This window comes from Nocardia sp. NPDC003345, assembly GCF_053589395.1.
On sequence record NZ_JBSFRU010000294.1, the window covers coordinates 1 to 8,408 of the forward strand.

The window sequence follows — 8,408 nt, forward strand, 5'->3', positions numbered from 1 at the left end:
CGTTCGCCGAAGCGGGCGTCACGGTGCTCAATGTCGCGCCGCTGGCCGCCACCCCGGCCGACCGGGTGAAACTCATCGAGCAGTTCCGGGCGATCTGCGACTGATACCGGCAATACGACGGGCCCGGCAGCGATCCGCTGCCGGGCCCGTCGGGCGTAGGTGGCCTGCCGGTCAGGCGTCCCGGAAACTCGCCAGGGCGGCGTCCAGGGTGGCGTGCAGTGCGAATACCTGGTCCAGCGCGGTCATCTTGAGCTGGCGGCTGGTGGCCGGGCCCTCGGCGACGAGCGCGATGGTGGTCTTGTCCCCGGCGCGCTGGTGCGCGGAGACCAGGGCGGCCATTCCGGCCGAGGCCAGGAAACTCACGGCCGCCAGATCCACGACCAGGCCGGCGGGGCCGGCGTCGAGCGCGGCGTCGATGGCGGTCTCCAGGGCGGGGGCCGTGGCGAGATCGACCTCCCCGGTAACCGTGAGCACCGTGACGCCGTCGTGGTCGGCGACCGAGGTCGTCATCGTATCCGTGAGCGGGTTCGGGTCTGGAGGAGTATTGGTCACGTCTTCACAATCTGCCATGAGTCCCTCGATCTCGCTGCATCGTATTCCCGCCGGACCGGTTGTTCATTCCACGCAGGGCGCTGGCCACCGGGAACGTGATCGCCGGAAGGGTCACCGACATCCGTACCCGGGTTCCGGGCCCGGGATGATCTATTTCGAGTTCTTCGGTGAGCGCCCGCATCATATCGATCCCGCGCCCGCGCGGGCCCGGATCGGCCGGACGGGGCCGCCACGTCCCGGTATCGGTGGTTTCGATGACCACCTGGTCACCGACGCATTCGGCGGTGAGCACGACCCGTTCGTCGTCGCCGCCGTGCCGGTACGCGTGTTCGATGCTGTTGCTGCACGCCTCGTTGGTCGCCGCGACCAGATCCGAGGTGAGGTTGTGCGGGACCGCCGCGGCGGACAGCCACGCTGTCAGGGTACGGCGCAGCATGGCCAGCCGGTCCGGCCGGGCCGGAACGTCCAGGCGCAGGGGCGCGGGCGGCTGCCGGTAGACGACCATCGCGATATCGTCGTCGTAGCCGCCGTCGGGCCGCAGTGCCGACAGCACCGAATCCGCGACCTCGCGGGGTAGTTTCTCGGCCGTATCGGCCAGGATCGCGGCGATTTTCGCGAACCCCTCGTCGATATCCTCGCCGCGCCGTTCCACCAGCCCGTCGGTGAACAGCACCAGCGTGGAACCCGGCGGTAACGGAGTGGTGGCCTCGGGCCGGCGCGGGGTCTCGAAGGTCGCCAGCGGGACCGATCGGCCACCCTCGAGCAAACGCCCGGTTTTGTCGACATCGGCGAGGATCGGCGGCATATGCCCGGCATTGCTGTAGCGCACCAGGCCGCGCACCGGGTCCAGCACGGCCGCGCAGACCGTGGTGCACAGGGCGCCGGGGATACGCGCCGCCACCGGGTCGAGTTCGGTGAGCAACTGCGCCGGCCCGGCCCCGCGCAGCAGCAGGGCGCGGGCCGCGGTCCGCAGCTGACCCATCACCACCGCCGCCGACAGCCCGCGGCCCACACAGTCGCCGACCACGACGCCGATGGTGCCGTCCGGGAGCGGAACCACGTCGTACCAGTCGCCGCCGATCTCCAGCGGCGGCAGCGCCGGCTCGTAGTGCACCGAGAACCGGGGCGGCAACTCGATGGGCCCGAGCATGGCCCGCTGCAGCGTCAGCGAGGTGGACCGGGCCTGATCGAAGTTGCGGGCGCGTTGAACGGCGAGGCTCAGATGACCGATGAGCAGCGAGAACAGGGTCCAGTCGGCGGCATCGACGACTCGCGGCACCGGAAAGCGCAGCCACAGCGCGGTATCGCCGGTTTCGCCCAGTGGGGCGACGATACCCTCGGCGCTGTCGGCACCGCCCTCCGGAACCGCCAGTAGCGTGCGGCCCGGACGCAGCCGGGCGCGTTTCAGGATGGCCTCGGTGGCCGGCTCGAGCCGGGGCGCGTCGGTATCGGTCTCCCGCGCACCGGCCGGCGGGGTTCCGGAGATGTAGACCTCGGGTGCGCCGTGACCCGGCCACACCGCGACCACGGCGGTTTCCGCGGCCACCGTACGCCGCAGTTCGTCCAGCCCGACCTCGAGCACCTCGGCGACGGTGGTCGCGGCGGCCAGCGCGGTGGCGAGCCGGTTGGCTGCCTGGTCCCGGGCCTGGGCGTCGTGTTCGGCGGTGACATCGCGGACCGTGCCCACGAAGATGTGTTCCTCACCGTCCGGCTTCACCAGGGCGCTGGTGCTCACCCCGATCCAGCGCCGCCGGCCGTCCCGGTGCTGAATGGGCACCACGAAACGTGACGCCTCGGTCCCGAGATCGGGGTAGCGGGGGCCCTCCGGGATCGCCCACGGATGCGGCAGGGGATAGGGCACGCCCGTCGCCCCGTAGCCGGTGAGTTCGCCGAAGGCCTTGTTGACCTCGATGAGGGTGCCCTGGGCGTCGGCGACGAAGAACCCGTCCTGCAACGATTCGACCAGCGCGGTCCGGAATTCGTCGCGACCCGCCAGATCGTCGGCGCGGGAGCGCTGCTGTTCGTAGCGGCGGGTGCCGTCGAGGTAGCCGCGGGTCGCCACATCCAGGGTGATCAGGGTCTGCAGCAGGAATTCCAGCGCGTGTTCGGCGAGCGGACCGTCGGGGCCCGCCCCGGCCTCCGTGGCGCCGGCCGCGGCTTCGGCCTGCACCTGTTCGACCACCCGGAAATGGTGTTCTGTCAGGTCGAGGAGGCTGATTCCCTCCACCAGCGCGCGCCGGCCCAGTTCGTGGCCTTCCACCAGACCGTCGCCCTCGGGGTCGGCGAGGTGGCGGCGCAGGGCGTCGGAGTAGGCGTCCAGGAATGCGGCCAGCATCCCGCTCATTGCCGGATCCTGCGCATCATGGCCTCGCGTCGCCGGACGCGGGTGGCGGCGGAGACGCCGCGCACGCGGGCGGCCAGCACCAGTGCGTCGTCGGTCTTCTTGGCGTGCCGGTCGAGGAGGTCCCGGGCGATATCGACGGTGGACTTCGCCAGATCGATCTCGGCCTCCGGATCCACCTCCACACCGTCGGTGGACATGAGCAGCAGATCCCCGGGCCGCACCGGCACGGTCTGCGGTTGCAGGGTAGAGGGCAGGCGGTAACCGACGATGCCGCCGCTCTGCAGGACCACCGCGCTCACCTGGGGGCCGGTGGGACCGGCCGTGATCACCTGGGCATCCACATTGCCGACGCCCAGCCACTGCGTGTCCTCGGCGCCGAACAGCGCCAGCGATACCGCCGCGCCGCGGGTGTCGGCCATCGCGCGATGGCACAGCACCATGAGCACGTCCAGGGGTTCGGCGTGATTCTCCGTCAGCACCCGGGTGGCCCGATCCACCGCCGCTGCGGCGGCGGCGCCGTGGCCGAGACCGTCGAGTACCGCGAACAGGACCCTGTCGGTGCCGGTGTCCAGTACGACGCAGCGGTCACCCGAGACATCCTGTCCGGGGAGGGCACGGCCGGCCGTGGCCCATTCGATCCGGCCGATGAACCCGTCCTCATGCACCGGAGGGTACCCACTTCCACATTTCGACCAGGGTGCCCTGGCCCGGTGCGGATTCGATGGCCATACCGTCCATCAGCCGCTTCGCGCCCGGCAGGCCGAGCCCCAGGCCCAGCCCGGTCGAATAGCCGTCCTCCATGGCCCGGGCGATATCGATGATGCCCGGACCCTGGTCCTTGGCCTGGACGACGAGAGCGCGCCGGCCGTCGCGCTCGGCTACCTGGAGCCGGATCTCTCCGTTGTTCGCGTAACTGGTGATATTCCGCGCGACCTCGGAGATCGCCGTGGAGATCATGGTGCGGTCGGTGAGGGTGAAGCCGAGCTCTTCGGCCAGGTCCCGTCCCGCCTGACGTGCGGTCACGATGTCGTTCGACATCGTGACCGCGATTACCACCTGTTCAGCGGCCACTGTCACGACCATCCCGGCGCTTGTGCCGGGCCGAAGCCTTCCGGTTCAGCCAAGCCAAGCCCTCCTCGAGGTCCAGTGCAGTGTGCATATCCTCGAAGGTGAGGCCGAGCTGCACCATTGCGAAGGCGACCTCGGGCTGCAGGCCGACGATGACGGTCTCCGCGCCCCGCAGCTGTGTCATATGGGCGATGGTCCGCAACGACCGCGCGGCGAAGGAATCCATCACGTCGATGGCGGTGACGTCGACGATGATGCCCTGCGCGCGATACTTGCTGACCTGATTCATCAGGTCGTCCTGTAGGCGTTCGGTATCCGCGTCGGTCAACGCGGACTGCACCGAGGCGATCAGATACGTACCCTGTTTGAGGATTGGTACCGGCATATCGTTCCGACTTAACGCGAATCGCGTTCGCTGCGCTCGGTCGCGCGGGATACCTCGTACCCCAGTAACCGCTCCGCCTCTTCGATTCCGCCCTGCAGGTCGCCGACCGCGTTCACCTTCGAGAGGTCCAGGCCGATGGTCACCAGGGTCAGCGCGATATCCGAGGAGAGGCCGGTCATGATGACGCTGGCGCCCATCAGCCCGGAGGCGTCGACCGTCTGGACCAGGTGGTTGGCCACCGTCGAATCGATATCGGGCACACCGGTGATATCGATGACCACTACCTTGGCGCGATTGTTCCGTATCGCCCGCAGCAACTGTTCGGTGAGCTGGCGGGCACGCTGGCTGTCCAGCACGCCGATCATCGGGAGGATCAGCAGCTGTTCGCGGACCTGTAGTACGGGGGTGGACAGCTCGCGGATCGCTTCCTGCTGCTGCCGGATGACGCGCTCACGTTCTTGGACGAACGAGACGCCGACCGTGTTGGCGATCCGGTTCGCCGCCGGTTCGTAGGCGTCGAGGACGGCATTGAGCAGTTCGAAGTTGGACTGGTACTTCTCGAACAGCGAACGGGCCAGCACATCGCGCAGCAACAGCACCATGCCGAGGATCTCGTCGGTTTCGACTCCTCTCGGGATGATGCGCTCGGAGAGGTCGCGGGCGTAGGCCTGCAGCGCCTCGACACTGCCGGTTTCCAGCACTTCGACGTAGTAGTCGTAGGTGGAGGTCGCCTCGGAGAAGACCTCCTCCGGAGTCATCGCGGTGAGCAGCCGCGCCTCACTGATCCGCCGGGCCCATTCTTCCCGGAGCGCCGTGCGGTTCTGGCGCAGGTGCTCGACGAGCTGTGGCAAGAGCTTATCGACAGGCCGGGCCAATGAGTCCGCCGAAAGGCTCGTGGACACCTCGGACATGTGACTTGTGCCCCTTTCGACGGCGGTCCGGTACATCGTAGTTATTTCGGCGGTCGTGCCGATACCGAGCCTAGTCATACCCTCGGGCCCACGTCGTCGAAACCTGCCGGTCGAGTTTGCCCGGTAGCTGCCGGGGTATGGCCTACCGGCGCCGCGAACCCCCGTTCGAGCCCGGCGAGGGCGTGGTCGAGGTAGACGGTGAGGTCCGCGTCCGCCCGTGCCAGCCAGGCGTCGAAGGCCGCCCGGGCGGCCGCGAGGGTGGTGCGGCCCACCGCCATCGGGATGAGCGCGTCCGTGGGTTCGCCCAGCCGGGTCGCGGCGAACTCGCCCACCGCCCGCTCCCACGCGTCGTAATGGGTCCCGGCGGTGGCCGCCAGCGCCGGGACCGCGGCGACCAGTTTCATCCGGGTCCGGAGCTCGGGCACATCCTCGGCGCGATACCGGTTGGCGTTCACCACGACCCGCCGCACCGCCGCCATCATGGGCTCGGTCTCGGGCACGGTCGCGAAGGCGGCCCGCAGCGCGGTCACCTCGTCGTCGAACGAGTACCACAGCACCTCCGCCTTACCGGGGAAGTAGCGGAAGAAGGTCCGTCCGCTGATACCCGCCGCCGCCGCGATCTGCTCGACGGTGGTCTCGTCGAACCCCTGCTCGCTGAACAACCGCATGGCGATGAGTTCGAGCTCCCGTTTCGTGGTGCCGCGTGGCCGGCCCCGGGAATGCTGTGCAGTCACGCTGGGATTATCCGCTACCGCAACGACACTTGATTATGTCAGTCGCTGACGTTAATGTCGGCCCATGATGGTGGCGGACCTCACATGGCCGGAAGTGGCTGCCCTGCGCGGCGCCGGACCGGTGCTGGCGGTGCCGATCGGTTCGACCGAGCAGCACGGCCCGCAGCTGCCGTTGTCGACCGATACCGATCTGGCGACGGCCTTGGCCGCCGGGCTGGCCGCTCGCCGTCCCGAGGTGGTGGTCGCGCCCGCCGTGGCCTACGGGGCCAGCGGGGAGCACCGCGGTTTTCCCGGCACCCTGTCCATCGGCCAGGAGGCGCTCGAATTCCTGATCGTCGAATTGTGCCGTTCGGCGACCGACACCTTCGACCGCGTCGTCCTGGTCAACGGGCACGGCGGCAATGTCGAGGCACTGGGCCGCGCGGTGGACCGGCTACGGGCGGAATCGCGCGATATCCGGCTGTACCTACCGCGCTACCGGGGCGACGCCCATGCGGGCCGTACCGAAACCTCTCTGCAGCTGGGCCTCGCACCGCAACGGGTGCGCAACGGCCGTATCGGGCCGGGCGATACCCGGCCGCTGGCCGAGATCCTGCCCGAGCTCCGTGCGGGCGGTGTCAAGGCGGTCAGCGCGAACGGGGTCCTGGGTGATCCCACCGGCGCGTCCGCCGAAGAGGGCACCCGGCTGCTGGCCGAACTCGTCTCCCAACTATCCGAACAGGTCCGGCGATGGTGGCCGGAACCAGTGGAAAGGATCCGACCATGAACCCGTGGTTCGAAACCGTGGCCGAAGCGCATCGGCGCGCCAAGAAACGCCTGCCGAAATCGGTGTACGGCGCCCTGGTCGCCGGCTCCGAACGCGGTCAGACCATCGACGACAACCAGGCGGCCTTCGCCGAACTCGGTTTCGCGCCGCACGCGGCCGGCCCGATCGGCGAACGCGACCAGTCGACCAGCGTGATGGGGCAGCAGATCTCCATGCCGGTGATCATCTCGCCCACCGGTGTACAGGCCGTACATCCCGACGGCGAGGTCGCGGTCGCGCGCGCCGCGGCCGCCCGGGGCACCGCGATGGGGTTGTCGTCGTTCGCCAGCAAACCGGTCGAAGAGGTGGTCGCGGCCAATCCGTCCACTTTTTTCCAGCTGTACTGGTGCGGTGGCAAGGACGATATCGCCGGGCGGATGGCGCGGGCGAAGGCCGCGGGCGCGGTCGGGCTCATCCTCACCCTCGACTGGTCGTTCTCGCACGGCCGCGACTGGGGCAGCCCGGTGATCCCGGAGAAACTGGACCTGAAGACCATGGCCAGTTTCGCGCCGCAGGTCATCACGAAACCGCGCTGGCTGACCACCTATCTCAAATCGGGTTCCCTGCCCGACCTCACCGCTCCCAATATGGCGCTCGGCGACGCCCCCGCGCCCGGGTTCTTCGGCGCCTACGGCGAATGGATGGGTACGCCGGCGCCGGACTGGGACGATGTCGCCTGGGTGTGCCGGCAGTGGGACGGGCCGGTGATGCTCAAGGGTGTTATGCGGGTGGACGACGCGCGCCGTGCCGTCGACGCCGGAGTGGCCGCCATCTCGGTGTCCAATCACGGCGGCAACAACCTCGACGGCACTCCTGCCTCCATCCGGGCACTGCCGGTGGTCGCCGGCGCGGTCGGTCACGAGATCGAGGTCGTGCTGGACGGCGGTATCCGGCGTGGCAGCGATGTGGTCAAAGCGGTGGCGCTGGGCGCCCGTGCGGTCATGATCGGCCGGGCCTATCTCTGGGGTCTGGCGGCGAACGGCCAGGCCGGGGTGGAGAACGTGCTGGACATCCTGCGCGGCGGTATCGATTCCGCGCTGCTGGGCCTGCGCAAGACCTCGATCGCCGATCTGGACCGCTCCGACATCGTGATCCCGGAAGGTTTCGAACGTCGGCTGGGCGTCGATCCGGGTGCGCAATCGCGGGTTCCGGATTCGGCGGCCGAAGCGGTATGACGCCGCGATAGCCGGTTTCTCGCCGCCGCCGCCACGCCCGCCGCGGTGGCGGCGGCGAGACGTGATCGCGGAGGATGGCGGCACGCGGCGCGATGACGTGGCGGGCAGGCTCCGGCCGGCGAATCGGTGACCACCCGCGCGGCCGCCTCCCGGGTTACGATTTAGGTTTGCCTAACTCCAGGTGTGCCGGTCGCCCCTCGCTAGGCTCGCAGTGTTCAAACCCCCGGCGCAGTGGCCCTCACCGCGGCTGCGCCGGTGTTCGACCCGCAGCCCACCTCCAAAGGAGTGCGATCGGTGACCGCGCCCGAGTTCCGCTATTCAGACCTGCTCCCGATCGGCGCCGACGACACCCCGTACCGGCTGCTCACCACCGAGGGCGTCGCCACCTTCGAATCCGGCGGCCGGACCTTCCTGCAGGTCGACCCCGAGGTGCT

At 69.3% G+C, this 8,408-nt stretch carries 9 protein-coding genes; 2 read left to right on the forward strand and 7 right to left on the reverse strand.

Translation table 11 applies throughout. From position 1 onward, the window contains the following. Nucleotides 1-171 precede the first annotated feature (171 nt). The 7 genes from ACWDU1_RS25365 to mftR form a co-directional block, all read right to left on the reverse strand. On the reverse strand, nt 172-510 hold the full coding sequence (locus tag ACWDU1_RS25365) for an STAS domain-containing protein (RefSeq protein ID WP_450002158.1): 339 nt from the start codon (nt 508-510) through the stop codon (nt 172-174). Between the two features lie 46 nt (nt 511-556). Beyond that, nucleotides 557-2,896 (reverse strand): SpoIIE family protein phosphatase, encoded by a 2,340-nt coding sequence (locus tag ACWDU1_RS25370; protein WP_450002160.1) that lies wholly within the window; start codon nt 2,894-2,896, stop codon nt 557-559. Further along, the gene (locus ACWDU1_RS25375; RefSeq protein WP_450002162.1) at nt 2,893-3,561 is read right to left on the reverse strand and encodes a SpoIIE family protein phosphatase; all 669 of its coding nucleotides are present in this window, start codon (nt 3,559-3,561) and stop codon (nt 2,893-2,895) included. Before ACWDU1_RS25375 ends, ACWDU1_RS25370 begins: the two co-directional genes overlap by 4 nt. Further along, nucleotides 3,554-3,979: an anti-sigma regulatory factor gene (locus tag ACWDU1_RS25380; RefSeq protein ID WP_450002164.1), complete on the reverse strand. Its 426-nt coding sequence runs from the start codon at nt 3,977-3,979 to the stop codon at nt 3,554-3,556. The genes ACWDU1_RS25375 and ACWDU1_RS25380 overlap by 8 nt, the downstream gene beginning before the upstream one ends. After that, nucleotides 3,957-4,349, reverse strand: coding sequence for an STAS domain-containing protein (locus ACWDU1_RS25385; RefSeq protein ID WP_450002166.1), 393 nt, complete (start codon nt 4,347-4,349; stop codon nt 3,957-3,959). Before ACWDU1_RS25385 ends, ACWDU1_RS25380 begins: the two co-directional genes overlap by 23 nt. Nucleotides 4,350-4,360: 11 nt before the next feature. Continuing rightward, on the reverse strand, nt 4,361-5,260 hold the full coding sequence (locus tag ACWDU1_RS25390; RefSeq protein ID WP_450002168.1) for an STAS domain-containing protein: 900 nt from the start codon (nt 5,258-5,260) through the stop codon (nt 4,361-4,363). A gap of 74 nt (nt 5,261-5,334) precedes the next feature. Beyond that, nucleotides 5,335-5,994, reverse strand: a complete 660-nt coding sequence (gene mftR, locus ACWDU1_RS25395; RefSeq protein ID WP_450002170.1) for a mycofactocin system transcriptional regulator — start codon at nt 5,992-5,994, stop codon at nt 5,335-5,337. A gap of 64 nt (nt 5,995-6,058) precedes the next feature. Between mftR and mftE the strand changes: the two genes are divergently transcribed. Together mftE and mftD are read left to right on the forward strand one after the other, a co-directional pair. Further along, entirely contained in the window at nt 6,059-6,760 is a 702-nt protein-coding gene (gene mftE / locus ACWDU1_RS25400) for a mycofactocin biosynthesis peptidyl-dipeptidase MftE (protein WP_450002172.1), read from the forward strand. Beyond that, the gene (gene mftD, locus ACWDU1_RS25405) at nt 6,757-7,974 is read left to right on the forward strand and encodes a pre-mycofactocin synthase MftD (protein WP_450002174.1); all 1,218 of its coding nucleotides are present in this window, start codon (nt 6,757-6,759) and stop codon (nt 7,972-7,974) included. Before mftE ends, mftD begins: the two co-directional genes overlap by 4 nt. Nucleotides 7,975-8,408: the final 434 nt, after the last annotated feature.